This window comes from Thauera butanivorans NBRC 103042 (assembly GCF_001591165.1).
Classification (GTDB): domain Bacteria; phylum Pseudomonadota; class Gammaproteobacteria; order Burkholderiales; family Rhodocyclaceae; genus Thauera; species Thauera butanivorans.
In genome coordinates this window covers 45940-67872 of the sequence record NZ_BCUG01000011.1, presented here as the reverse complement: position 1 = coordinate 67872, position 21933 = coordinate 45940, and the positions used below count along the sequence as shown (strand labels likewise).

The 21933-nt window shown below is 64.4% G+C and carries 22 protein-coding genes; 8 read left to right on the top strand and 14 right to left on the bottom strand.

Annotated features, from left to right (window positions below; genetic code table 11):
• The gene (gene rpmH / locus TBU01S_RS22940; RefSeq protein WP_002926183.1) at positions 1–135 is read right to left on the bottom strand and encodes a 50S ribosomal protein L34; all 135 of its coding nucleotides are present in this window, start codon (positions 133–135) and stop codon (positions 1–3) included.
• A 288-nt stretch (positions 136–423) separates the two neighbouring features.
• Here rpmH and dnaA point away from each other — a divergent pair, with 288 nt between their 5' ends.
• The 3 genes from dnaA (at position 424) to gyrB (ending at position 5841) form a co-directional block, all read left to right on the top strand.
• Positions 424–1890 carry a chromosomal replication initiator protein DnaA gene (dnaA, locus tag TBU01S_RS05720; protein WP_068635679.1) on the top strand — a complete coding sequence of 489 codons (1467 nt, stop codon included), beginning with the start codon at positions 424–426 and terminating at the stop codon, positions 1888–1890.
• A 50-nt stretch (positions 1891–1940) separates the two neighbouring features.
• Positions 1941–3050 carry a DNA polymerase III subunit beta gene (dnaN, locus tag TBU01S_RS05715; RefSeq protein WP_068635678.1) on the top strand — a complete coding sequence of 370 codons (1110 nt, stop codon included), beginning with the start codon at positions 1941–1943 and terminating at the stop codon, positions 3048–3050.
• 295 nt (positions 3051–3345) lie between these two features.
• Positions 3346–5841 carry a DNA topoisomerase (ATP-hydrolyzing) subunit B gene (gene gyrB, locus TBU01S_RS05710; RefSeq protein WP_068635726.1) on the top strand — a complete coding sequence of 832 codons (2496 nt, stop codon included), beginning with the start codon at positions 3346–3348 and terminating at the stop codon, positions 5839–5841.
• Between the two features lie 246 nt (positions 5842–6087).
• Here the strand turns inward: gyrB and TBU01S_RS23775 are convergent, their stop codons facing one another.
• On the bottom strand, positions 6088–6297 hold the full coding sequence (locus tag TBU01S_RS23775; RefSeq protein WP_157659100.1) for a hypothetical protein: 210 nt from the start codon (positions 6295–6297) through the stop codon (positions 6088–6090).
• 32 nt (positions 6298–6329) lie between these two features.
• Positions 6330–6980: an acyl carrier protein phosphodiesterase gene (locus TBU01S_RS05705; protein WP_068635677.1), complete on the bottom strand. Its 651-nt coding sequence runs from the start codon at positions 6978–6980 to the stop codon at positions 6330–6332.
• A 169-nt stretch (positions 6981–7149) separates the two neighbouring features.
• On the opposite strand from TBU01S_RS05705, the gene TBU01S_RS05700 reads away from it, so the two are divergent.
• Positions 7150–7677, top strand: a complete 528-nt coding sequence (locus TBU01S_RS05700) for a DUF3016 domain-containing protein (RefSeq protein WP_068635676.1) — start codon at positions 7150–7152, stop codon at positions 7675–7677.
• A 57-nt stretch (positions 7678–7734) separates the two neighbouring features.
• Here the strand turns inward: TBU01S_RS05700 and TBU01S_RS05695 are convergent, their stop codons facing one another.
• A complete protein-coding gene (locus tag TBU01S_RS05695) occupies positions 7735–9042 on the bottom strand; it encodes an MFS transporter (protein WP_369404196.1) in 1308 nt (435 codons plus the stop codon).
• A gap of 41 nt (positions 9043–9083) precedes the next feature.
• On the opposite strand from TBU01S_RS05695, the gene TBU01S_RS05690 reads away from it, so the two are divergent.
• A complete protein-coding gene (locus TBU01S_RS05690; protein WP_068635674.1) occupies positions 9084–10085 on the top strand; it encodes a DUF72 domain-containing protein in 1002 nt (333 codons plus the stop codon).
• Positions 10086–10106: 21 nt separating this feature from the next.
• Here the strand turns inward: TBU01S_RS05690 and TBU01S_RS05685 are convergent, their stop codons facing one another.
• From TBU01S_RS05685 to TBU01S_RS05655, 7 genes are all read right to left on the bottom strand, one after another.
• Positions 10107–11324: a GGDEF domain-containing protein gene (locus tag TBU01S_RS05685; protein ID WP_068635673.1), complete on the bottom strand. Its 1218-nt coding sequence runs from the start codon at positions 11322–11324 to the stop codon at positions 10107–10109.
• Positions 11321–12193, bottom strand: a complete 873-nt coding sequence (locus TBU01S_RS05680; RefSeq protein ID WP_245650856.1) for an amino acid ABC transporter substrate-binding protein — start codon at positions 12191–12193, stop codon at positions 11321–11323. The genes TBU01S_RS05685 and TBU01S_RS05680 overlap by 4 nt, the downstream gene beginning before the upstream one ends.
• 2 nt (positions 12194–12195) lie before the next feature.
• Positions 12196–12579: a hypothetical protein gene (locus TBU01S_RS05675; RefSeq protein WP_068635672.1), complete on the bottom strand. Its 384-nt coding sequence runs from the start codon at positions 12577–12579 to the stop codon at positions 12196–12198.
• 49 nt (positions 12580–12628) lie between these two features.
• Positions 12629–13492, bottom strand: coding sequence for an SPFH domain-containing protein (locus tag TBU01S_RS05670; protein ID WP_068635671.1), 864 nt, complete (start codon positions 13490–13492; stop codon positions 12629–12631).
• Positions 13493–13519: 27 nt separating this feature from the next.
• Positions 13520–13975 carry an NfeD family protein gene (locus TBU01S_RS05665; RefSeq protein WP_068635670.1) on the bottom strand — a complete coding sequence of 152 codons (456 nt, stop codon included), beginning with the start codon at positions 13973–13975 and terminating at the stop codon, positions 13520–13522.
• A gap of 392 nt (positions 13976–14367) precedes the next feature.
• The gene (locus TBU01S_RS05660; protein ID WP_068635669.1) at positions 14368–15360 is read right to left on the bottom strand and encodes a recombination-associated protein RdgC; all 993 of its coding nucleotides are present in this window, start codon (positions 15358–15360) and stop codon (positions 14368–14370) included.
• A gap of 69 nt (positions 15361–15429) precedes the next feature.
• Complete coding sequence (locus tag TBU01S_RS05655) at positions 15430–15903, bottom strand: SRPBCC family protein (protein ID WP_068635724.1); 474 nt, start codon at positions 15901–15903, stop codon at positions 15430–15432.
• Between the two features lie 61 nt (positions 15904–15964).
• On the opposite strand from TBU01S_RS05655, the gene TBU01S_RS05650 reads away from it, so the two are divergent.
• The gene (locus TBU01S_RS05650) at positions 15965–16699 is read left to right on the top strand and encodes a 16S rRNA pseudouridine(516) synthase (protein WP_068635668.1); all 735 of its coding nucleotides are present in this window, start codon (positions 15965–15967) and stop codon (positions 16697–16699) included.
• Between the two features lie 36 nt (positions 16700–16735).
• Here TBU01S_RS05650 and TBU01S_RS05645 read toward each other — a convergent pair whose 3' ends face one another.
• A complete protein-coding gene (locus TBU01S_RS05645) occupies positions 16736–17578 on the bottom strand; it encodes a hypothetical protein (RefSeq protein ID WP_068635667.1) in 843 nt (280 codons plus the stop codon).
• A gap of 192 nt (positions 17579–17770) precedes the next feature.
• Positions 17771–17983, bottom strand: coding sequence for a hypothetical protein (locus TBU01S_RS23770; RefSeq protein ID WP_157659099.1), 213 nt, complete (start codon positions 17981–17983; stop codon positions 17771–17773).
• A gap of 75 nt (positions 17984–18058) precedes the next feature.
• On the opposite strand from TBU01S_RS23770, the gene earP reads away from it, so the two are divergent.
• Both earP and efp read left to right on the top strand, forming a co-directional pair.
• Complete coding sequence (gene earP / locus TBU01S_RS05640) at positions 18059–19234, top strand: elongation factor P maturation arginine rhamnosyltransferase EarP (protein WP_068635666.1); 1176 nt, start codon at positions 18059–18061, stop codon at positions 19232–19234.
• Between the two features lie 67 nt (positions 19235–19301).
• On the top strand, positions 19302–19859 hold the full coding sequence (gene efp, locus TBU01S_RS05635; protein WP_068635665.1) for an elongation factor P: 558 nt from the start codon (positions 19302–19304) through the stop codon (positions 19857–19859).
• Between the two features lie 387 nt (positions 19860–20246).
• Here efp and TBU01S_RS05630 read toward each other — a convergent pair whose 3' ends face one another.
• A complete protein-coding gene (locus tag TBU01S_RS05630) occupies positions 20247–21929 on the bottom strand; it encodes a magnesium transporter CorA family protein (RefSeq protein WP_068635664.1) in 1683 nt (560 codons plus the stop codon).
• Positions 21930–21933 lie beyond the last annotated feature (4 nt).

The following is a 21933-nucleotide window of genomic DNA, read 5'->3' as shown; positions in this document are numbered from 1 at the left end:
TCAGACGGCGAGGCGATGACGGCCCTTGGCACGACGTGCGCGGATGACCGCACGGCCGCCACGGGTCTTCATCCGGACCAGGAAACCATGGGTGCGCTTGCGACGGACGACGGAGGGCTGGTAGGTGCGTTTCATGATCGACTGCCAATGTTAGGTCAAACGCGAGAGTTAAATGGATAATCCCATGTTTGTCAATAACAATTTTTATCCGGCCCTGTGGATAAGTCCTGCCCGCAAGGTTAGAATAGCCGGTCCATGAGCTTCGCCGACGGGGCAGGCGCCGACGTCGAACGCCCGGCCGCCAAGAAGCCGCCCATGCAGTGCTCCCCTGCCCGTGCCCGCCAGTGCGCCACTTGGCCGCGCATGCCGCACAGTTGTACACCACCCATAAACGAACCGTCCGCGAACACCCAAGAACCCGCCGTGACCGAAGAATTCTGGCCTTTCTGCCTGTCGCGCCTTGAACAGGAGTTGCCGCAGCAGCAGTTCAACACCTGGATCAAGACCCTGCGGGCCGAATCCGGCGAGGACGGCGTATTCAAGCTGATCGCACCCAACCGATTCGTGCTGCAATGGGTGCGCGAGCGCTACCTGCGCCGCATCCACGAACTGGGCGAGGAGCTCGGCGGCAGCCCGCTGCAGGTCGAACTCCAGTTGCCGCCGGTCGGCGCCGCGCGTGCCAGCCGCCCGACCGCTGCCGCTGCACCAGCCCGCGCCGCCGCGGCTGAACCGGCAGCCGATACCGCCCCGGCACCGGTTGCGGCCGAAGCTGCACCTGCCCGCGCCACGCGCGCACCGGCCGCTGCCAGCCGCGACAAGGACGCCGCCGCTGCGCCGGCTGCATCGTCCGGCCTCGAGCTGGCCTATGAGAAGACCCGCCTCAACCCGGACTTCACTTTCGACACCCTGGTCACCGGCCGCGCCAACGACCTGGCCCGCGCCGCGGCGATGCAGGTGTCGCAGAACCCGGGCACCTCGTACAACCCGCTGTTCGTCTACGGCGGCGTCGGCCTCGGCAAGACCCACCTGGTGCACGCCATCGGCAACGCGGTGTTCAGGCACAACCCGCGCGCGGTGATCCGCTACGTGCACGTCGAGGATTACTACGCCGACGTCGTGCGCGCCTACCAGCAGAAGAGCTTCGACGCCTTCAAGCGCTACTACCGCTCGCTGGACATGCTGATCATCGACGACATCCAGTTCTTCAACAACAAGAACCGGACGCAGGAAGAATTCTTCCACGCCTTCAACGCCCTCACCGAAGCGCGCAAGCAGATCGTCATCACCTGCGACACCTATCCCAAGGACATCCAAGGCCTGGAAGACCGCCTGATCTCCCGCTTCGACTGGGGCCTGACGGTGCAGATCGAGCCGCCCGAGCTGGAAATGCGCGTCGCCATCCTGAAGAAGAAGGCCGAGGCGCTGCGCGTGGCGGTGGACGACGACGTCGCCTTCCTGATCGCCAAGAACCTGCGCTCCAACGTGCGCGAACTGGAAGGCGCGCTCAACAAGGTCGTCGCCTACGCCCGCTTCCACGGCCGCCAGATCGGCCTCGAAGTGGCCAAGGAAGCGCTGAAAGACCTGCTGCACGCACACAACCGCCAGCTTTCCATCGAGCACATCCAGAAGACCGTCGCCGACTACTACAAGATCAAGGTCGCCGACATGCATTCCAAGAAGCGCACCCGCGTCATCGCCCGGCCGCGCCAGGTGGCGATGTGGCTGGCCAAGGAACTGACGCCGATGAGCCTGCCGGCGATCGGCGAAGCCTTCGGCGGCCGCGACCACACGACGGTGCTGCACGCCTGCCGTACCATTGCCGAGCTGCGCCTCGGCGACCACCAGCTCAACCACGACGTCCACGTGCTCACCCAGGTGCTGCGCGGCTGAACCCGAACACTCGATTCCTTCCGATCAACCCAACGACCCGATCTGACGCCATGCTCCTGCTCACCACCACCCGCGATGCGCTCCTGGCCCCGCTGCAGTCGGTTGCCGGCATCGTCGAAAAGCGCCACACGCTCCCGATCCTGTCCAACGTGCTGATCGAGAAGCGCGGCGACCAGCTCACGATGCTGGCCACCGACATCGAAATCCAGATCCGCACCACCACCGCCGGCCACATCGGCGGCGAAGACGCCGCGATCACCGTCGGCGCGCGCAAGCTGCAGGACATCCTGCGCGCGCTGCCCGACGGCGTCGACATCAACCTGACCCTCGACGACAAGCGCCTCACCGTCAAGGCCGGCCGCAGCCGCTTCCAGCTCCAGACCCTGCCCGCCGCCGACTACCCGCGCCTGTCGCCGCCGGACGAAGCCGCCGCGCGCATCACCATCAGCCAGCGCAGCTTCAAGCGCCTGCTCGCCCAGGTGTCGTACTCGATGGCGCAGCAGGACATCCGCTACTACCTCAACGGCCTGCTCATCATTGCCGACGGCGGCGAACTGCGCATGGTCGCCACTGACGGCCATCGCCTGGCCTATGCCGCCGCCGACCTCGACGCGCCGGTGGAGCAGCGCACCGAAGCCATCCTGCCGCGCAAGACCGTGCTCGAACTCGCCCGCCAGCTCGCCGACAGCGACGACCCGCTGGAAATCGTCCTCGCCGGCAACCAGGCGGTGTTCCGCTTCGGCCCGATCGAGCTCGTCACCAAGCTGATCGACGGCAAGTTCCCCGACTACGAGCGCGTGATCCCGCAGGCCCACCCCAAGCTGATCAACTTCGCCCGCCAGCCGCTGCTGGCCGCGCTGCAGCGCGCTGCGATCCTGACCAACGAAAAATTCCGCGGCGTGCGCATGGTCCTCGAGGACGGCCTGCTCAAGATCGTGTCGACCAACGCCGAGCAGGAAGAGGCGATGGAAGAGCTCGAAACCGACTACCAGGGCGACAAGCTCGACATCGGCTTCAACGTCACCTACCTGCTCGACGTACTCAACAACCTGTCGTCCGAGACGGTCGACTGGCGCTTCAACGACGGCAATTCCAGCGCCCTGATCACCCTGCCCGGCAACGACAAGTTCAAATACGTCGTGATGCCGATGCGCATCTAGTGGAGAGCGAAGAAACCATTACTGCGCGGCCCTGCGCCGCTGCGATGCTCGCCATACGGCAGTATGGCTGTGTTTCTCGCACCGGCGCAGGCCCACTCGCCACGGCTTCTTCGCTCTCCACTGTGGCAATTTTGTTTCTTAGGCAGGTAGGATGGGTAGAGCGTAGCGAAACCCATCATTCGCCGTGCGACACCCCACCGATGCTGGTGGGTTTCGCCTACGGCTCTACCCATCCTACGCGTAAGCAGCAGTTTTGTTTTCAAGCAGCAGCGTTCTTTGAATCACCGAGATGACCATGTCCGAACCGCAAAACACGCCGGCCCCGCAAGGGGGCAACGACTACGACGAATCCAGCATCCAGCAGCTCGAAGGGCTGGAAGCCGTGCGCAAGCGCCCCGGCATGTACATCGGCGACACCTCCGACGGCACCGGCCTGCACCACATGGTGTTCGAAGTCGTGGACAACTCCATCGACGAGGCCCTGGCCGGCCACTGTGACGACATCGTCATCACCATCCACGCCGACAACTCGATCTCGGTGACCGACAACGGCCGCGGCATCCCGGTCGGCGTCAAGATGGACGACAAGCACGAGCCCAAGCGCTCGGCGGCCGAAATCGTCATGTGCGTGCTGCACGCCGGCGGCAAGTTCAACCAGAACAGCTACAAGGTCTCCGGCGGCCTGCACGGCGTGGGCGTGTCCTGCGTCAATGCGCTGTCGAAGTGGATGCAGGTCACCGTCTCGCGCGACGGCAAGAAGCACCAGCTCGAATTCGAGCGCGGCAAGCCTCAGAACCGCGTCATCGAAGTCGTCGACGGCGTCGAGATCAGCCCCGCGCGCATCGTCGGCGACACCAGCAAGCGCGGCACCAAGGTGCACTATCTGGCCGACGACGAAATCTTCGGCACCGTCGAATACCACTACGACATCCTCGCCAAGCGCCTGCGCGAACTGTCCTTCCTCAACAACGGCGTCAAGATCCGCCTCGTCGACCAGCGCACCGGCAAGGAAGAGGACTTCGCCTTCGCCGGCGGCGTCAAGGGTTTCGTCGAATACATCAACCGCGCCAAGTCGGTGCTGCACCCCAACGTCTTCTACGCCACCGGCACCACCCGCATCCCCACCGGCCAGGGCCACGATGCCGAACTGGCGGTCGAAGTCGCCATGCAATGGAACGACAGCTACCAGGAACAGGTGCTGTGCTACACCAACAACATCCCGCAGGCCGATGGCGGCACCCACCTCACCGGCCTGCGCGCGGCAATGACCCGCGTCATCAACAAGTACATCGAAGAAAACGAGATCGCCAAGAAGGCCAAGGTCGACATCACCGGTGACGACATGCGCGAAGGCCTCGCCTGCGTGCTGTCGGTCAAGATGCCCGACCCCAAGTTCGCCAGCCAGACCAAGATGAAGCTGGTGTCCAGCGAGGCCCGTCCGGCGGTGGAAGAAGTCGTCGCCAGCAAGCTCGCCGACTTCCTGCTCGAAAACCCGATCGACGCCAAGACCATCTGCAACAAGATCGTCGAAGCCGCGCGCGCCCGCGACGCCGCCCGCAAGGCGCGCGAAATGACCCGCCGCAAGGGCGTGCTCGACGGCGTCGGCCTGCCCGGCAAGCTCGCCGACTGCCAGGAAAAAGACCCCGCGCTGTGCGAACTCTACCTGGTCGAGGGCGACTCCGCCGGCGGCTCGGCCAAGCAGGGCCGCGATCGCAAGTTCCAGGCCATCCTGCCGCTCAAGGGCAAGATCCTCAACGTCGAGAAGGCCCGCTTCGACAAGCTGCTGCAAAGCCAGGAAATCGCCACGCTGATCACCGCGCTCGGCACCAGCATCGGCAAGGACGACTACAAGCCCGAAAAGCTGCGCTACCACCGCATCATCCTGATGACCGACGCCGACGTCGACGGCGCCCACATCCGTACCCTGCTGCTCACCTTCTTCTACCGCCAGATGCCTGAACTGGTCGAGCGCGGCCACATCTACATCGCCCAGCCGCCGCTGTACAAGATCAAGCACGGCAAGACCGAGATCTACATCAAGGACGATCACGAACTCAACGGCCACCTGCTCAAGCTCGCCCTCGACGGCGCCAGCCTGACCCCACGCGAAGGCGCCACCCCCATCGTCGACGAAGCCCTCGGCGGCCTCGCCCGCAGCTACCTGCTGGCCGAAGCCGTCATCAAGCGCCTGGCCAACTACATCGACCCCGAAGTCCTGCAAGTCATGCTCGCGCACGACCTGCAGGTCAACCTCGACGACGAAGCCGCCGCCCGCAGCTCGGCCGAACGCATCCAGGCCCACCTCCCCGAAGGCCTCAGCATCTACCCCGAGTACCACGACGAAACCGAAGCCTGGCGCCTCGTCATCGAGCGCCTGCACCACGGCAACCTCAAGTACGGCTGGGTCGAGCAGGACTTCCTCGTCTCCGGCGACTACCGCAGCATCCGCAACGCCGCCGAAGCCATCGCCGGCCTGATCGGCCCCGGCGCCGAAATCCGCCGCGGCGAAAAGCGCCAGCCCGTCACCCGCTTCGCCGAATCCATCGGCTGGCTGCTGCGCGAAGTCGAGCGCGGCCTCACCAAGCAGCGCTACAAGGGCTTGGGCGAGATGAACCCCGAGCAACTGTGGGAAACCACCATGGACCCCGCCGTCCGCCGCCTGTTGCGCGTACAGATCGACGACGCCATCGCCGCGGACGAGATCTTCACCACGCTGATGGGCGACAACGTGGAGCCGAGAAGGGCGTTCATCGAGGGGAATGCGCTGTATGCGCAGAATATTGATGTGTGAGTTTTGCGCTACCGAAGCTTTTCCGCTCTGTCTGTAACCAGCTTCAAGCATTCCCATGGCGAGAGGCTTCTTTCAAAGCCTTTCGCTCATGTCACTCAAGGCACAAGAGATCCCTGCCTCTCTTCGCCATGCTCATCCAATATCTTTCTGATGTCTTTCGCCTCGCACCAGCCGAGAAAATAGCGAAAGCAAGCAATCAGGAACAATAACGACACTGCAATGAGAATGCCGTACAGCCAGCGCTGTTCACGTACGGACTTCTTCGCCAAAGCCGGAAGCTGGGCCTCTCGCGTCGGCTTCGCAGAGAAGCGCGAGATCCGCCTGCGATATGCGCTCGAAAATGGTGTTCATCGAACCTGCCCACCACAGATAGAACACGCAAAGAAAAACGAGTGCAGCCACAGACGCCAGTTTCAGCACGAGAGGACTCCCGGCCAGGGCAGCAATATCGTTCACATGCCTCTCCAATCGAACGTCACACTGATGAGTTATGCATCTGTAGCCCGATTTCCGACACCGGCGTTTTCTTCACGCCCCCGCTGCACCGACCCCGCAAACGCCAGCGCATCCGGCAGGAACGCCATGAAATCCTCTTCGAAACCCGCGTAATTCTCCAGCAGCTCCTCCCCCGCGCCTTTCAACTGGTTGGGCTGGCGCAGGCGGTATTCGCCGATGCGGTCGAGCGCCAGGGCCACTGAAGCCGGATCGCGGTAGCTGACCAGCCAGTCCTGTGCGGCCATGCGGGTGAACACCTCACGGAACGCCGGCGGCAAGGGCTCTGAATGCGTGGCGATGAGCCGATAGGTGTTGGCCGTGAAGCATTCCAGCTCGCTTTCCCCAGACAAATCCTTCGCCAGCTCCGTCCAATGCACGGCGAGGAAATGGTCGTAGAACAGGTCGACCATGATGCCGCCGACGCGGCGGCGTCGGGCGCTGACCCGGGCGCGGCTACGCTGGAAAGCGGGGTGGGTGTCGGCGTAGGCGTCGATGCGGCGGTGCAGGACGAGGCCGGCGCCAAGCAGGGGGCCGATGCCGGGCGGCAGCGGGTCGAGCGGGCCTCTGACGAAATCGCCGGCAATGCCGCCGACGCGGTCCGAGGACAAGGGGCCGGCCAGGAAGGCGTGGGCTAGGTAGTTCATGGCGCTGGAGCCGGGAAGTGGAAAGATGTGCAAGCGTCGCGCATACCGTCCTTGCACGCATCGGATTCTTCATTGCGGGCGGAAGCTGAAACACCCATCGGCACCGCCGCGCCTGCACTTTTCCCGCCGCAGCCTTGTCGAAGGATTATATGGGCAACGGAGAACAGCCATGCTCCGCAAACACCTTCTCGCCACGGCAGCCATCCTGCTGGCCTTCCCGGTCGCAGCCATGGCAGAGCTTCCGCCCCAGGTCACGGTGGAATTCGTCGAGCCGGAAGGCTACATCGACATCGGCCGCTACGGCTACGACCGGGAACGCAACTTGAAGGCGCTGGAACGTCATTTTGCTACCGAAGCCAGACGTTGCCTGAAATCGGACGAACGCCTCGAAGTACGGATTCTCGACGTCGACCTTGCCGGGCGCCAGGAATGGTGGCACCACGGCAACGACAACCTGCGGGTGATGACCGACATCACATGGCCACGGCTGGAGTTCGAATTCACCAGGCACGCGGCCGATGGCACCGTGCTGGAGAGCGGCCACGAACGGCTGAGGGACATGGACTATCTGCGTCGCAGCGCCTGGGTGCGCCACGACAGCAAGCCACTGCCCTACGAACACGCCATTCTGCGCGACTGGTTCGACAAGCGCTTCTGCCGTCCCCAAAGCGACAACCTGGCGTCACACCGTTCGTAATAATCTGGGAGACGCCAACTGATCGGCCACAAAGAGTGTGATCCGACAGTTCCCCGCCTACGGTGCTCCGTTCTTGCGCTCCCCGGCCTCCGCCGCCAGCAGATGCGGGAACACGTCCATCCTCGCCAGCACCGGAAACAGCTTCATCCATCCGCCGGCCACCGCGAGCGTCGCCGCACCGCCGAACACGACCGCCGGCACCAGCCCGAGCAGGCGTGCGGCGACACCGGATTCGAAGTCACCGAGCTGGTTCGAGGCACCGATGAACACCGAATTGACCGCACTGACACGGCCGCGGATTTCGTCCGGCGTCTCGTGCTGCACCAGGATCTGGCGCACATAGACGCTGACCATGTCACCCGCGCCGCTCAGCGCCAGCGCGATGACGGACAGCAGCAGGCTGGTGGACAGGCCGAACACCACCATCGAGGCGCCGAACAGGGCTACGCCGCCGAACATCCAGGGTCCGACATTACGGCGGATGGGCCGCCATACCAGCATCGCCGCGGCCAGCGCGGCACCGACCGCCGTTGCTGCGCGCAGCAAACCGAGCCCGGCGGCATCGGTGTGCAGCACGTCGGTCGCCATGGCCGGCAGCAGCGCCACGGCACCGCCGAACAGCACCGCGAACAGGTCGAGTGATACCGCACCCAGCACCACCGGGCGCGAGAAGACGAAGCGCAAGCCCTCGAACACCGCACCGGCACCACGATCACCTTCCTGCGCGGCGACGTGGCGCAGGCCGCTGCGTACCCGGCTCATCAGCAGCACTGCGCAGAAGAACAGCGTGGTCGAAGCGATATAAACCGCATGCGGCCCGCCGAGATAGACCACGCCACCCAGCACCGGGCCGACGATCACCGCAACGTGGAAGGACGAGGAATGCAGCGCCACCGCCTGCGCGAAGCGCGGCGCCGACACCAGGTTGATCAGCACCGCCTGGCTGGCCGGCATCATGAACGCCCGCGCGCAGCCGAGCAGCACCAGCACCGCGTAGATCAAGCCGACCTCGCGCCAGCCCGACAGCGTAATCGCCAGCAGCGCCGCCGATGCCAGCCCTTGCAGCGCGAAGCACACGGCGATGATGCGGCTGCGCTCCTTGCGATCCGCCACCTGGCCAGCAGGCAGGATCAGCACCACGAACGGCAGGAACTGCGCCAGCCCGACCAGGCCGAGCGCGAGCAGGTCGCCGGTCAGTTCATAGACCTGCATGCCGACCGCGACACTGACCATTTCGGCGGCCAGCGTGACCAGGATCTTTGCGCTCAGGAAGAAGACGAAATCCCGCTCCTGCAGTACTTCCAGCCGCTCGCGCATGCTCAATTTCGTCTCCACGGGTGTTTCGAGCGGGCGATTATGGCGCATCGGCTTAGAATTCCGCTCATTGCGCCTGCCTCTCACCAGCCATGCAGAACTCGCTTTTCGCCGATGACGGCGCCGGCCTGCCGCCGGTGGTCGAAGCCGCAGCGCCCGATCCGGCGCTGGTCGAGCTGGCCGCCGCGCTGCCGTCCCGGCTGCGCTTCGGCACCTCGTCGTGGAACTATCCCGGTTGGGTCGGGATGGTGTGGAAGCGCGATTACCCGGATGCGGTGCTGTCCAGCCACGGCCTGCCGGCCTATGCGCAGCATCCGCTGTTTCGCACGGTCGGGCTCGATCGCAGCTTCTACCGGCCATTGAGTGCAGCTCAGTACGCCGACTATGCGGCACAGGTGCCGGAGGATTTCCGCTTCGTGGTCAAGGCGCCGGGTGCGGTGACCGACGCCTGGCTGCGCGACTCGTCCGGCCGCGGGCGGCAGCCGAATCCCGATTTCCTCGCCGCCGGGCCGGCGCTGCGCGATTTCATCGAGCCCGTGCTGACCGGCCTGGGAGCGAAGGCCGGCGCGCTGGTGTTCCAGATCAGCCCGCTGCCGACCGACTGGCTGACTCGGATACCGGAATTGATCGCACGCCTGCATGCGATGCTGGCTGCCATCCCCGATCTACGCGCCACCGCAGCCGACGCCGTGGTGGCGGTGGAAGTGCGCGATCCGCAGTGGCTGGTGCCGGCTTTCACCCAGGCGCTGCGCGACACCGGCGCGACCTATTGCATGGGCCTGCATGCCAAGATGCCGCGCATCGCCGAGCAGATTCCGATCCTGCGTGCATTGTGGCCGGGGCCGCTGGTATGCCGCTGGAACCTCAACCCGCTGCACGGCGCCTTCGGCTACGAGGAGGCGCGCCGCGTGTATGCGCACTACGACAAGCTGGTCGATCCGGACCTGGACACCCGCGCCATGTTGGCACGGGTCATCGCCGGCACGGTCGGCGCTGGCCAGAACGCTTATGTCACGCTCAGCAACAAGGCCGAAGGCAGTTCGCCGCTGTCGGTGAGGGCCCTGGCCGAAACCGTCCACGCACTGCAGCGCTGAACGCGCAGGCCAAGCCGCCTTTCATTGCTCGCGCTTCTTGTTGGCGTACATGGCGTGGTCTGCGTGGGCGAGCAGGGTCACGCTGTTCGTGCCGTCAGCGGGGAAACAGGCCGCACCGATGCTGGCGCCGACCCTGAAAACATGCCCGTCGTACTCCAGCGGCGCAGAAATGGCCCTGTACAGCTTATCGATCAGGACCTGGGGTTCGTAGGGCCGCTGCAGGTTCTCGGCAATGACGACGAATTCGTCGCCGCCGAGGCGGACAACGGTGTCGGAGCGGCGCACGCTGCTCGACAGGCGGCGTGCCATTTCCTTTAGTACGGCGTCCCCCGCCGCGTGTCCATAGGTGTCGTTGATCGGCTTGAAACGATTCAGGTCGATCAGCATCACGCAGCCGATCGTCTGCTGCCGCTCGGCGCGCGCCACCGCGCCCGACAGCTCTTCTTCCAGCACCAACCGGTTGCCGAGCTTGGTCAGCGGGTCGAGGCGGGCGATCTCCATCAGCGCCCGTTCGTTGTCGCGCAGCCTGTCGATCACGCTGGCAAGCTCGACCATCAATTCATCATAGGCGCGCATGACGTCGCCAAGCTCGTCGTTGTGCTTGCGGATCTCGTCGTCGAGTCGGGGCAGATCGTCGCCGCCAAAGCCCACGCCGGTGCGGATCGCTGCCTGGAAGCGCGCCAGCGGCTGGCTGATGGTGCGTCTGAAGACCAGGATCGCGCCCACCATCATCACGCCGAGCATGACGAAGAACAGCACCAGATAGCGCCACATCATGTCGAGTGCGGCATTGGCGATGGAAGCCGGATGGAAGTCCACCGTCAGCTCGCCGACGGTGTACTGCCGCCCCTGCTGGTCGACGTAGATCACATGCTGGCTGTATTGCTGCTGCTCCGTCTGTACGGAGGCGCCCTCACCCGCCTTCAGCGACAGGTTGTTGCACAAATCCTGCACCTGGGCGCCCGATACCGTCGGCAGCGAGGCCAGCGCATCGACCACGCCCTGCGAAGTCATGCTGTCGCAATCCCACAGCGGCTTCACCAGGGCATGCGAGAAGACGCGGACGAGCTCCTGCCGATGCGAGACCTGTGCCGCGAGTTCGACCCGATAGCCGATGAACACCGTGCCGGCGGCGGCCAGCAGGAAGGCGATGACCAGCGGCACGAACAACTGGCCGATGAACTGGCGATACAGCGGCCGGCGGGGCCGGGTGTCGCTCCACGGGGGTTCAGCCGTCACCTTGCCCCGTCCTCGAAAAGAAGATGGCGGTATTTCGGCGGCACCAGGTCGTAGCCGTAGAACGGATTGGGAATGTCGATCACGACGCGGCCGGCGAACACCCCGCGCGGCGGCGGCTTGCGGTACTGTCGCCAGATCCGCAGGAAGCGGCCGTTGGCGACCATCTTGTCGAAGCCGCGCTGCAGCGCATCGAAGACCTCGTCGGCCTCGGGCTTCGGTGACACCCACACGAAACGGAACCAGGGATAGCGTACGATCACGTGCGGATCGATGGTCAATTGCGGATACTTTCCGCGGAAATGCGGCAGGAAATGGGTGAGCGTCTCTTCCAGCCCGAGCGGAAAGAGGTCGAGGAAGCCGGCCTCCATCTGCAACGCAAACTCGCCGTCGGCCCAATCCTTGATTTCCTTGGTCGGAATGCCGGCCGCACGGTAGATCTCGACGTCCATCCAGCCGACGTTCTGCCCCAGGCTGAAGGCCCGCAGGTCTTCCGCGGTCCGGACGCCGGCAAGCATGTCGCGCCGGCTCTCCAGCAGCAGATTGACCCGGTATCCCAGCAGGCCGCGATCGAGCGGAATCGGGATCATCCTCAGCTTGCCGTTGCGTACCAGCTCGAGACGGGTGGGCGTGGCCGGCATCATGTCGATGTGGGTCAGCCCCTCGCTGATCAAGGCCACATTGCGCCGCTCGTTGGCCTTCGGCGAATCGACCATGTCGACCGCCAGCCCGCCGACGCGCAGAGCCTCCTGCACCAAGGCGCGGGCCTGCGCGAGATGGGGTTCGTTCTGCACCGTCAGCGTCATCGCACCGGCGCCGGCGGCCACGAACAGGCCGCAGACAAGCAGGCAGAAACGGATCGGCAGGGCCATGCTCACCTGCTGGTCAGGATGCCTTCCGAAACCTTCTTGCCCTTGGAATACAACGCGATCTGGCCGTCCTCGAATTCGACTTCCATGCAGCCGGAGTTGCCCTTGAGCTTGCCGTCCAGCCATTCACGGCAGTAGCGCCCTTGGTCATCCACCCACCAGCGGCCGTTGGCGCCGGTGGCGTCGGTCAGTTTGCCGTCGGTGCCGAAACTGAGCGTATAGGCGGACTCGGTGCGCAGATAGACGCCGATGAAGGTCGCGCCGCTCAGCATCTTCTCGACTTCGGTCTTGTCGGTGATGAAATTCTGCGCCATCGCGCCGCCTGCAGCGGCAGACAGGGCCGTGGCGGCCAGCAATACGCGTCCTGCATTGTGGATTTCGAGTTTCATGGTTCCCTTCCTGTTGCCTGGTTTGGTCGGATTCATGCAGCCGCGGCTTTCAGCCGCGCACCCCCAGCCTGCCGACGAGACCGCGCAGGGTTTCCTGCAGATCGGCCGGCATCACCACCACCTTGGAGCCGCTGCCTTCACCCAGCTTCTCCAGCGCGGCGATGTACTTCTCGCCCAGCAGATAGAGCATCGGCGTGGTCTGGTCGCCGATGCTCGCCGTCACGCGACGGATGGATTCGGCCGAAGCCTCGGCCAGCATCACCTGGGCATTGGCGTCGCGCTTGGCCGCTTCCAGCCGCGCCTCGGCTTCGAGGATCGCGGCCTGCTTGGCGCCTTCGGCCTTGGTCACCGCGGCCTTGCGCTCGCGTTCGGCGGCAGCCTGCAATTCCATCGCCTTCTGCATCGACGGCGACGGCTTGATGTCCTGGATCTCGACCGACTTCACCGTCAGGCCCCAATCCACCGCTTCGTCGGCAATGCTCTCGCGCAGCCTGGCCTTGATCTTGTCGCGCGACGAAAGTGCCTCATCCAGCTCCATTTCGCCGACGATCGAGCGCAATGTCGTCATGATCAGGTTGCGGATCGCTTCGGAGAAATCGGTCACGCCATACACGGCCTTGACCGGATCGGTCACTTTCACGAAGGCGATGGCGTTGGTCAGGATCACCGCGTTGTCGCGGGTGATCACTTCCTGCTCCTGCACGTCGAGGATGATGTCCTTGGTCACCAGCTTGTAGGCGACCCTGTCGAGATAGGGAATCAGGATGTTGAGGCCGGGGCGCAGCGTGGCATGGTACTTGCCGAGCCGTTCCACCACCCATTCCTCGCCCTGGGAAACGAGCCGCACGCCCTTGGCGATGGTGACGACGATGAAGATCAGGACGGCGAGCGCAATGGCGAGGCCTTCGGTCATGAACGTATTTTCCGTGTATTGAAGCGATCAGGCTTTCGCCACCTTGACGAAGCTGCCTTCGACGCTGACGACGCGCACCCGCTCGCCGGCCGCGATCGGACTTTCGGCCATGCAGGCCCATTCCTCCGCACCCAGCACCGGGCGCTGGAAGCGCACCTTGCCGCGCTCGAATGGCGCCACCGCGCTGACCAGCAGCCCCACTTCACCGATGACTTCACCCGCCGCGGTGCCAATCAGGGTCTTGTGCTGCGAGCGCTTGAACACCCGGAACCACAGCACCGCCATCGCCACCGACGCCACCGTCCAGGCGGCGATCTGCGTGGGCAGGGACAGCTCCGGCATCGCCAGCAGCAGCAAGCCGACCAGCAGCGCGCCGAGGCCGAACCAGATGACGAAAAAGGCCGGAATCACCAACTCGAGCAGCACCAGCCCGACGCCGACGATTTCCCAATGCCACCATTCGATGAGCGATGTGTAGTCCATGGCGCGACTTTAGCGCAGCTCGACGGCAGCGGGTTCGATCTTGCAGCATTCCCGAGTATACGGCGCAGTGGAAAAACTGTGACCAGGAAGGGGAAGAAACTGTGGACAAGACAGGCTGCGCGACGCACGGCGTTTTTCATCAACAAAGCATCCAGTGCTTCCAGGGGAATCATGCACGCCTTTATACAGGCCGCAAGTTGCTGTTTTAAAAATTCTAAAACGGCTTATCCACAGAAATGGGCGATACATGATGTTTACAGTCTTTTAAATATATAAAACCTGTGTACACCCAAAAGAAACAGCCTTCGGCTGCATGAGCACCTGTTTTTCCCCTCCCCCTCACGGGGGAAGGGAGAAGCCCGGTCAGAGGTTTCCAGGAAAAGACATCTGCATCAGAACGGCGGATCGTCCGCCACCACGCTGGCCGCTGCTTCGGAAGGCGCTGTTTTCACTGCAGGTCCGGTTTCCGCTTTTGCCTCGGCCGGTGCCGCCACGACTTCGCCGCCCAGCGCCTGCACCACCGCCGGCAGCAACTGCGCCAATTCGCCGGTCATCAACGCAAACTCGGCATTGAACAGCGCCTCGGCATCGCCTTTCTCGCCGTCGATCTGGTCGCGCACCACATCGAGGAAGTCCAGGCGCTTGATCTCCAGCTTCTCGGTCAGTACGAAGCTGATGCGATCGTCGAAGGTCAGCGCCAGCCGGGTCGGCAGCTTGCCGGCTTCCAGATGGCCTTTCACCTCGTCGCCTTCCAGCGTATGGCGCACGTAGCGCACCGCCGCCTTGTCCTCGCCGATCGAGCGCAGCTCGCAGTCCTGGTCGATCGTGAAGCCGTCCGGCGCCTCGCCGCCGGCCAGCCAGTCGGCCATCGCCGACACCGGCGAGCGCTCGGTGCGCAGCAGCGTCAGCGGGAAGCTGTCGAGCGTGTGGCGCAGGTGTTCGAGCACGTCCTCGGCCTTGCTCTGGCTGGCCGCATCGATCACCAGCCAGCCGTTGACCGGGTCGATCCAGGCAAACATGCGCCGGCGGCGGGTGAAGGCGCGCGGCAGCAGTTCCTGCGTGACCTGCTCGCGCAGCTCCTTCATCTGCTTGCGGCCCAGCTTGTAGCCCTGCTGCTCGGCCATTTCTTCCGCACGCTCGTCGGCCTCCTGCTTGACCACCGCCGAAGGCAGCAGGCGGTGCTCGAAGCCCAGCGACACCAGCCACTGGCCGCCGACCGCATGCACCAGCACCTCGTTGTTCAGCGGCGACAGCCAGCCGCGGCTTTCCATGTCCTGGCTGCCGCAGGGGTGGAAGGGCTTCTTCGCCAGTTGCTCTTCGAGGCGCTCGGCACTCATGTCCCAGTTGGCGGGCAGGCGGTAGATCTGCAGATTCTTGAACCACATAAGTGTGTTTTCCTTGTCGTGAACGAAAGCACGCCCGCCGCGATCGCGACGGGCGCGATGTTGGATGGCTTACTGCTGCAAGCCGCCGGATGCGGCAATCATGCGGATGACGCGGACGGTATCGACGTCGGACTGGTGATAGGCCGAGCGCACGAACTCGGCATAGCGGCCGTCTTCGCTGCCGGCGCCTTCCGGCAGCGTGGTGCGATAGCGGAAGCGCAGGAACAGCGAGCCGGCCTCCGGCTCCTCGATGCTGATCGTCAGACTGCCGCCGGCGTGTTCGTCGTTGGCTTCGGATTCGAAGCAGACCCACTCCATCGCCTTGAAGCTCACGCGGTCGCGGACGATCGCATGACCGAAGTGCAGGTCGCGCACCAGCTCGCCATCCCTGCGCTCGACGATGTTGCAGGCTTCCAGCCCCGGCAGGAAGGCACGTGCGTCTTCCGCCCTGCACAGCAGGCCGAACCACAGTTCCTCGCGTGTCAGCACGTCCTGCTGCGGATCGGCGAAGTCATTGACTTCGACCAGGTGTTCGAAATTCACGGGCATCTCCTGAACGGCGAGCGCCACAGTTTACCCCGAGGCCTGCCATGGCCGGGATAACATGCGCCCCATGCAGATCGAACGACTCCTCCATTCCCAGGGATTCGGCAGCCGCAAGGAATGCCGCGCCCTGATCCGTGCCGGCCATGTCAGCGTCGCCGGCGTTCCGTGTGACGACCCTTTCGCCGATTTCGACCCCGGCAGCAGCGACGGCTCGGCCGGCCTCGAATTCAGCGTCGGCGACGAACGCTGGCGCTACCGGGCCAAGGCCTACCTGATGCTGCACAAGCCTGCCGGCTACGAGTGCTCGCACAAACCGACCTTCCACCCCTCCGTATTCACCCTGCTGCCGCAGCAGATGCTGCTGCGCGGCGTGCAGTGCGTCGGCCGGCTGGACCAGGACACCACCGGATTGCTGCTGCTGTCGGACGACGGCCAGTTCATCCACCAATGGAGTTCCGGCAAGAAGCGCACACCGAAAGTGTATGAGGTGGCGCTGAAGCATCCGGTGGATGAAAGCTTCACCGCCCGCCTGCTTGCCGGGGTCGAATTGCACGACGAACCGGCACCGATCGCTGCAGCCGCCTGTGCGCTGACATCGCCGACGCAATTGCAACTGACCATCTGTGAAGGCAAGTACCACCAGGTCAAGCGCATGATCGGTGCCGCCGGCAACCGGGTGGAAACCCTGCAGCGCAGCCGGATCGGCGGTTTGACGCTCGATCCCGCGCTCGCGCCGGGACAATGGCGCTGGCTGGAAGTTGCCGATCTGGCGGCGCTGGCCGATCATTCCTGAACCGGAATTTCGCTTCCTGCGGCCGCGCGCCGCATCTCAGAAGCGCATTTCCAGCCCCGCGCCGACCGCCCAGCTCCGTCCGCGGTCGGCACTGTCCTCGTCCCGGGGCCAGAAATGGCCCACGATCAATTCGGCCAGCAGCCATTCGCGGTAGACCGGCTGTTCCCACTTCATGCGAATGCCGTATTCGCCGACTTCGGCGTCCGCCCCTGTCTCGCCACTGGCCAGGGCTTCGAGTGACAGCAGCCTGCTGTCGCCAAAGGCCTTGAATGCACCCACACTGCTCGACCAGGCGAAGCCGTCGGTTTCCTTGGTGACGGTCGCGGCGTTCTGCCATCTGAACGACAACGAGGGCGAACGGACATGCTCCAGGTTGAGCACCGTGGTCGAGCCGAAGCCGTCGCTGATGCGCCAGAACACCGTCTCCCTGAATTCGAGCCGGTTCGCCGCCGACAGCGCCCATTCACGCTGGTAGCGAGCCTGCACATAGGGCTTGAGACCACCCCTCACGCCGGCACGCAGGTCGATGTGGTCGCGCAGGTTGAAGCCCAGGCCGAGAAAGCCGGTCTGGTCGCTCTTGCGGCTTTCTGCCAGAAGCTGCTCACGCGAAAAGGTTTCGGGCTGGTCGGACACCAGCTCCCTTTCGTTTTCCTGACCGAAGAAGATGTAGGCCTTGTCTTCGAGGTTGGGCAACTTGAAACGCGCCCGAAAGCGCACGCTGGTGCTGCTGCTTTCGTCTTCCTGCCAGCGCGTGCGTACGCTCAGGCGACCGCGCGACACTTTGCCGCCTTCCGAGAAAGGCTTGTCGCCGAACCAGTCGTTGACCTCTTCCCCCAGCCAGTGGGCGAAGCCGCGCACCTTGCGCCGTGCCGTATCCATGAATCCGTCGTGGGCGGCCTCCTTGACGAGGGGAGTGCCGCTGGCCTGCGGCTCCGGCGCCCCGTTTTCAGGATCGGATACGGAAGTGCCCGAAGTGCTCGCACATCCCGCAAGCACCAGAACCACGGCACATTGGACTGAAAGCAATCGGTGCATGGCCGCTTCTCCCTGTGAGTGTCCGACGCAAACCATTCAACGTACTTGGTCTGGATCTCTGCTTGGCCAAGTGTGAGTGAAAAAGACCGAGGTTTGTTTGTTCTGTTTTTCTTTTAATTTAAAAGATAAAGATGTAAACAGCAGGGCGAAAACTGTGGATAAGCCTCCAAAGCTCTTTGCAGCTAATGCTTCCAGCACTGGAAAACTGAGGGGACAAGGACAGGCGATAGCTGTGTGCAGATTGTCCATGGTTTTTGCGTGTGGCCGTTTTTTCGCCTTTGTTCACAAGCTTTCCGCCCTTTTTACGCAGAGATATCCACATCGATGACTTCCACCAGCTCAACGTCTACGCCCGCATGGGAGATCTTCTGCCTGGTTGTGGATAATTTTGGGGATATCGGCGTGTGCTGGCGGCTGGCGCGCGATCTGGCCGCGCGCACGGGTGCGGGCGTCCGCCTGTGGGTGGATGACTGGGCGGTGCTGCTGCGCATCTGTCCGGCAGCCGGAGGCATCGATCCGGTCGCGGGTGGCGTCATTGCAGGCGTGGAACTGCGGCAGTGGGCCGAGCCCTTTCCTGCAGTCGAACCGGCCGCTGTCGTCATCGAGGCCTTCGCCTGCGAGATTCCGGAAACGCATCTGCAGGCCATGGCGCGGCGGCAGCCGGCGCCGGTGTGGATCAACCTCGAATATCTGTCGGCCGAGGATTGGGTGGCGGGCTGCCACGGCATGGCTTCGCCGCATCCGCGTCTGCCGCTGACCAAGCATTTCTTCTTTCCGGGGCTCGGCGGTGGAACGGGGGGCCTGCTGCGCGAGCCGGGGCTGCTGGCGCGCCGCGACGCCTTCCTGGGCGACCGGCGCGGACGTGGGGAATGGCTTGCGCGCAGAGGTGTGCGGCTCGGGACGGACGAAACATGCGTGTCCTTGTTCGCCTACGAACAGCCTTTCCTGCCTGCTCTGCTGCAGGCCTGGATGCAGGGCCCGCGGCGGATGCATCTGTTCGTTCCCGAAGGGCGGGTGCTGGCGGACGTGGCGCGCGCCTTCGGACGCGGCGGGCTCGGCGTGGGCGATGCCGTGCGCAACGGGGCGCTGGAGCTGCATGTGCTGCCCTTCACCGACCAGGATGGCTACGACGAACTGCTGTGGGCCTGCGATCTGAACTTCGTCCGCGGCGAGGACTCCTTCGTCCGCGCCCAGTGGGCCGGCCGGCCTTTCGCCTGGCACATCTATCCGCAGCAGGACGAGGCCCACTTCGACAAGCTCGAAGCCTTCATCGCGCGCTACACCGCCGGCCTGCCGGTGCCGGAGAAGACTGCACTGAGCGCTTTCTGGCGGGCCTGGAACGGCCGTGGAGATCCGGCTGCGGCCTGGCCGGCATTCGCCGCCGTACTGCCGGCGCTGGGCCGCCATGCGGCCGAATGGAGCGTTTCGCACGCCGCACAACCGGACCTGGCGACGCGCCTGGTGGAATTCTGCTCGCACAGCAGGGCGTCGGCGGGTTAGAATCCCGCGGCTAGATTTTTCAAGGACATGCGGCAGCTGCGCCGCATCGACTCAATCAGGATACAGCATGAAAACCGCTCAGGAACTCCGCTCGGGCAACGTCATCATGGTCGGCAGCGACCCGCTGGTGGTGCAGAAGACCGAATACAACAAGTCCGGCCGCAATGCCGCGGTCGTGAAGATGAAGCTCAAGAACCTGCTCACCGGCGCGCCGTCCGAGTCGGTTTACAAGGCCGACGACAAGTTCGAAGTCGTGGTGCTCGACCGCAAGGAAGTCACCTACTCCTACTTCGCCGATCCGATGTACGTGTTCATGGACGCCGACTACGAGCAGTACGAAGTCGAAGCCGAGAACATGACCGACGCGCTGAAGTACCTCGAAGACGGCCTGCAGTGCGAAGTCGTGTTCTACAACGGCAAGGCGATCTCGGTCGAACTGCCCAACAGCGTCGTGCGCGAAGTGGTCTATACCGAGCCGGCCGTCAAGGGCGACACCTCGGGCAAGGTCATGAAGCCGGCCCGTATCGGCACCGGTTTCGAGCTGCCGGTTCCGGCCTTCGTCGAGATCGGCGACAAGATCGAAATCGACACCCGTACCGACGAGTACAAGAACCGCGTCAAGTAATTCCGCGCTTCAAGGTACGACGAAAGGCCCTGCGGGGCTTTTTGTCGTTTACGCGCTCTGCCAGGGCGCGTTACGTCATGTGCCCGCAGGCGATGGCGGAGCCAGCCCCGGGCAGTTGATCAATCGCGCCATAATCGCGCCACCTGCCCGCGTGTCATCCGTCGACGAACTCATCGGACTCATCCGCGCCGCCCCTGACGGCATCTCGATCACCGCCCTCCTGGAACGGCGTCCCAAGCTTGCCCGTCGCACCGGTCAGCGCTGGATCAACGAACTGGTGGCGCAAGGAAGGGGATGGATTGCGACCTTCCGAGTTTGTCGAATGGCAGTCGAGACAATGGGCCAGATGATGATCGGTGCGTTCGAAGTCGTGAAGATTTTTCCGCTTCACTCGCGCCCAGGCCGCCATACCGCGGTGAAGGCCTTGAACTTGTTCCAGGCCGACAAGCGTTCGTCCGACACTGCATCGAGGAAATCCGACAGGCGCTTCGATTTCACCATCGTGTAGATCGTCAGCCCACCGAAGACGGCGACAGTCACTACGAAAAAGAGCAGCCGCCGGGACAGCGGCGAATTCGCTTCCGCCAGCAGGTTCATGCCGAGAAAGCCGGTGGTCATCGAGCCGATCAGGCCGAAGATCGTCACCACCGTCAATCGCACCACCGTGTTGGCCTGGCGGCGCAGGCCGTCGGCGTCGAGGTAGCTGTTCATGTCGGCGGTGCGCTCCTTGACTTCGGCGTACAGCGAATCGGTCTGCAGGTGCTCGGTGGTCATGCGGAACAGCGCGCGCGTCTGCGCCTGCTCGGCGATGTCGTGGAACCAGTAGCGGTGCGTGAAACGCAGGAAGCGCTCGAAGCTGGCGCGGATCGCGCGCTTGAAGCGGCGCACGCTCGCCGGGTCGCTGACCCGCAGCGGCTTCAGGGCTTCCACCAGGCATTCGGAGAAGGTCAGCAAGGCCGCTTTCTGGAAGTGGGCGATCAGGAACAGCAGGAAATGCTGGTGGCGGAACTGTGCCAGCACGCCGCGCTGGCGGTCGGTGAAGAAGGCCGAGCGGGCATCGCCCACCACGATCAGCGCATGGCCGCTGCACAGGTAGCGGGTATGGGGCGCGGCGCCGCCGGCGCTCCAGAAGCGGTCGTAGCAGTAGCGGCGCTCGAAGTCCGCGAGATGGAGTTCGGCATAGGGCGGCGCGGCAGCGTCACCATCGGTGGCGGATGCGGTTGAAGGCTTGTGCGGCCCGGCGCCGGTCACCAGACCGAGGCGGATGAAGTCGTTGCGTGTCAGCGCACTCGGATCGTCGAGTGCCAGATAGGCGGCCAGCGGCATGCGGTGGTATTCGATCTGGCGGTAGCGTAGCGCGCCTTCCTCGTCGGCATGGGCGCTGACCAGCGGACGCATCAGGAAAGCCCAGTTCGCCGCGATGCGCGGCGAGCGGTGGCGGCTGACGTGGGTCAGGAAAGCCTGCTTGTCGTGGGCGTCGGAGCGTGCCAGCACCGTGCCGTCGGCGGCCAGCCATTCGGATTGCGCCAGGCCGTGCAGCGCCTTGCCGTGCTCGTCCCAGCCCGACGGATAAGCGCGGCCGATGCGGTACATCAGGTCCTGCACCTGCGGCAGCGGCATGTCCTCGCCCTTGACCTCGACGTTGAGGATCACCACATCGACGTCGAAGAAGAAATACAGATGCACATGCACGACGTCCAGCGTCACCGGTTCGTCGTGTTCGTGCGCGGCGAGGCGCATCCTGGTCACGTCGCGGCGCTTGAAGACCCGCATCGGCGCGCCTGCGCCGGGTTCGCCGCCAGCCGCCGAGCGGCCTTCGCCGTACAGGAACTGCTGCACGTAGGGCAGGAAGGTGACGAACTCGCTGTAGTGGCGTTCCTCGAAAAAGCCGCCTTCGCGCTCGATGTCGTGCTCCACTTCGCGCCACGGCGAGGCTTCGCCCATGTCGCGCAGCACCTCCCAGGGTCGCAGCTGCGCTTCCGCCATGCCGGGCGCCGGCAACAGGCGCAGCGGCCACAGCAGGGCCAGGCGGAATTGGGACACCCTCGGTGCGGCGGCGGATTCGTCCATCGCC

Coding starts and splice junctions, on each gene's coding strand:
- rpmH (WP_002926183.1), bottom strand. CDS start 135: ATGAAACGCACCTACCAGCCCTCCGTCGTCCGTCGCAAGCGCACCCAT.
- dnaN (WP_068635678.1), top strand. CDS start 1,941: ATGCTCCTGCTCACCACCACCCGCGATGCGCTCCTGGCCCCGCTGCAG.
- gyrB (WP_068635726.1), top strand. CDS start 3,346: ATGTCCGAACCGCAAAACACGCCGGCCCCGCAAGGGGGCAACGACTAC.
- TBU01S_RS05705 (WP_068635677.1), bottom strand. CDS start 6,980: ATGAACTACCTAGCCCACGCCTTCCTGGCCGGCCCCTTGTCCTCGGAC.
- TBU01S_RS05700 (WP_068635676.1), top strand. CDS start 7,150: ATGCTCCGCAAACACCTTCTCGCCACGGCAGCCATCCTGCTGGCCTTC.
- TBU01S_RS05695 (WP_369404196.1), bottom strand. CDS start 9,042: ATGCGCCATAATCGCCCGCTCGAAACACCCGTGGAGACGAAATTGAGC.
- TBU01S_RS05690 (WP_068635674.1), top strand. CDS start 9,084: ATGCAGAACTCGCTTTTCGCCGATGACGGCGCCGGCCTGCCGCCGGTG.
- TBU01S_RS05680 (WP_245650856.1), bottom strand. CDS start 12,193: ATGGCCCTGCCGATCCGTTTCTGCCTGCTTGTCTGCGGCCTGTTCGTG.
- TBU01S_RS05675 (WP_068635672.1), bottom strand. CDS start 12,579: ATGAAACTCGAAATCCACAATGCAGGACGCGTATTGCTGGCCGCCACG.
- TBU01S_RS05670 (WP_068635671.1), bottom strand. CDS start 13,492: ATGACCGAAGGCCTCGCCATTGCGCTCGCCGTCCTGATCTTCATCGTC.
- TBU01S_RS05665 (WP_068635670.1), bottom strand. CDS start 13,975: ATGGACTACACATCGCTCATCGAATGGTGGCATTGGGAAATCGTCGGC.
- TBU01S_RS05660 (WP_068635669.1), bottom strand. CDS start 15,360: ATGTGGTTCAAGAATCTGCAGATCTACCGCCTGCCCGCCAACTGGGAC.
- TBU01S_RS05650 (WP_068635668.1), top strand. CDS start 15,965: ATGCGCCCCATGCAGATCGAACGACTCCTCCATTCCCAGGGATTCGGC.
- TBU01S_RS05645 (WP_068635667.1), bottom strand. CDS start 17,578: ATGGATACGGCACGGCGCAAGGTGCGCGGCTTCGCCCACTGGCTGGGG.
- TBU01S_RS23770 (WP_157659099.1), bottom strand. CDS start 17,983: ATGGACAATCTGCACACAGCTATCGCCTGTCCTTGTCCCCTCAGTTTT.
- earP (WP_068635666.1), top strand. CDS start 18,059: ATGACTTCCACCAGCTCAACGTCTACGCCCGCATGGGAGATCTTCTGC.
- efp (WP_068635665.1), top strand. CDS start 19,302: ATGAAAACCGCTCAGGAACTCCGCTCGGGCAACGTCATCATGGTCGGC.
- TBU01S_RS05630 (WP_068635664.1), bottom strand. CDS start 21,929: ATGGACGAATCCGCCGCCGCACCGAGGGTGTCCCAATTCCGCCTGGCC.